Genomic DNA, 2,412 nt, shown 5'->3' with positions numbered 1-2,412 from the left:
GGGCCGCCGCCGTCGGTGCGGCCGACGGCGCCTCCGGCTCCTCGCACGTCGCCGCCGCCTCGTCCCTCGCCCTCGACCCCGCGGACTCCCCCACGGACGAGGAGCCCTCCGGCGGCGGCTCGACCGCCACGTCGTCGACCGACGAGGAGCTCGCCGGGCGTCGCCCGTCGGCGGGCCTGGTGATCGCGCTGATCCTGCTGCCGATCCTGCTGATCGCGCTCGGGACCGTCGGCGGGCTCCTGCTGCCCGAGGGCTCGACCGCCGCGCACGTGGTCTCCTTCCTCGGGGCTCCTGCCTTCGCGCTGCTGGTCGCGACGCTCGCGGCGATGTACCTGCTGGGCATCATGCACGGCTGGGGCAGGGCCCAGATCGGCGAGGTGATGGACGGCGCCCTCGGCCCGGCCGCGATCGTCATCCTGGTCACCGGGGCCGGCGGCGTCTTCGCGAAGGTGCTCACCGAGACCGGCGTCGGCGATGCGGTCTCCGGCCTGCTCCTGGGAGCGGGCGTGCCGATCCTGCTGCTCGCCTTCCTCGTCGCGCTCGCCTTCAAGGTCGCCCAGGGCTCCGGCACCGTCGCGACCCTCTCGGCCGCGGGCATCGTCCAGGGCACGGTGATGGCCGGGGACTACTCGCCGATGCAGGTCGTGCTGATCATCCTCGCGATCGGGCTCGGCTCGGTCTCGCTCTCCCACATCAACGACTCGGGCTTCTGGATCGCCACGAAGTTCCTGGGACTCTCGGTGGCCGACGGGCTGCGCACCTGGACGGTGCTGACCTCGGTCCTGGGCTTCACGAGCATGCTCCTGCTCTCGCTGGTGTGGCTGGTGGTCTGACCATTTCCCGGAAGCCTTCCGTCCGGAGGGCCTGCGCCGCATGATCAGGGGTCGGGCAGGGCGCCCCGCCCGGCCGGGAGGCTCCGGCCGACGGGACGCTCCCAGCGACCGACACCCCCTGCCCGACCCCGTACATTTCCTATAGGATCATTCTGCTGCGGCGCGGTGCGCCCGGCTCCCCCACGACCCCGCGCCGTCGACCCCCGCACGGCAGCTCCCGGAGGAATCCACGATGACGTACCTCTTCAACGACCCGGCCGCCTTCGCCGCCGACGCGGTCCAGGGCCTGGCCCTGTCCCATCCCGATCACGTGGCCGTGGTCCACGGCGGCGTGGTCCGCGCGACCGAGACACCCGCCGGCCAGCCCGCCCTCGTGATCGGCGGCGGCTCCGGCCACTACCCCGCCTTCGCCGGCTGGGTCGGCCCCGGTATGGGCCACGGCGCCCCCTGCGGTAACGTGTTCGCCTCCCCGTCGGCCTCGCAGGTGTACTCCGTGGCGCGCAACGCCGAGAACGGCGGCGGCGTGATCCTCGGCTTCGGCAACTACGCCGGCGACGTGCTCCACTTCGGCGCCGCGGCCGAGAAGCTGCGCGCCGAGAACATCGACGTGCGGATCATCAAGGTCAGCGACGACATCGTCTCCAACACTCCCGAGAACCACCGCGACCGCCGCGGCATCGCCGGTGACCTGCCCGTCTTTAAGATCGCCGGTGCCGCGATCGAGGCCGGCGCGGACCTCGACGAGGCCGAGCGCCTCGCGTGGAAGGCCAACGACGCGACCCGCTCCTTCGGCGTCGCCTTCGACGGCCCCACCCTCCCCGGCGCCGCCGGCGCCCTCTTCCACGTGCCCGAGGGGCAGATGGGTGTGGGCCTGGGCATCCACGGCGAGCCCGGCGTGCGCGACGAGCCGATCGGCACCGCCGACGAAGTCGCGGCGATGCTGGTCGAGGGCGTGCTCGCCGAGCAGCCCGAGCGCGCCGAGGGCGGCTACCAGGGCCGCGCCGCGGTGCTCGTCAACGGTCTCGGCACCGTGAAGTACGAGGAGCTCTTCGTGGTCTACGCGAAGGTCGCCGCACTGCTCGAGGACGCGGGCATCACCCCCGTCCGCCCCGAGGTCGGCGAGCTCGTGACCAGCCTCGACATGGCCGGCCTGTCCCTGACCCTGGTGTTCCTCGACGAGGAGCTCGAGCAGCACTGGCTCGCGCCGGTCGACACCCCCGCCTTCCACCGCGGCGCGATGACCGGCGCGGCGGAGCGCCCGCGCCGCACCGCGTTCTGGGAGGCCGGGGCCGACGAGACCCCCGCGGCGAGCAGCGAGTCCCGCGAGGTCGCCGAGCAGGTCGCCGGCGTGCTGGACCTGTTCGCGGGCGTGTGCGTGCGCGAGGAGGCCGAGCTGGGCCGGATCGACGCGATCGCGGGCGACGGCGACCACGGCCAGGGCATGGCCTACGGCTCCAAGGGCGCCGCGGCCGCCGCGCGCCAGGCGCTCGCGGACGGGGCCGGGGCCCGCACCCTGCTGGTCCGTGCCGGTGAGGCCTGGTCCGAGTCCGCCGGCGGCACCTCCGGCGCGCTGTGGGGC

Annotated in this window: 1 protein-coding gene and 1 pseudogene; both read left to right on the top strand. The window is 74.1% G+C overall.

Annotated elements, in window-relative coordinates:
* A pseudogene (locus HMPREF3159_RS11155) lies at positions 1-833 on the top strand (transporter); the annotation flags it as partial.
* A gap of 232 nt (positions 834-1,065) precedes the next feature.
* Positions 1,066-2,412: dihydroxyacetone kinase family protein (locus tag HMPREF3159_RS11150; RefSeq protein ID WP_246821619.1), on the top strand; the 1,347-nt coding region annotated here is incomplete at its 3' end.

It is taken from the genome of Brachybacterium sp. HMSC06H03 (genome assembly GCF_001807385.1).
Classification (GTDB): Bacteria; Actinomycetota; Actinomycetes; order Actinomycetales; family Dermabacteraceae; genus Brachybacterium; species Brachybacterium conglomeratum.
Note: the sequence above shows the minus strand (reverse complement) of the source record. Positions and strands in the feature narration are given on the sequence as shown.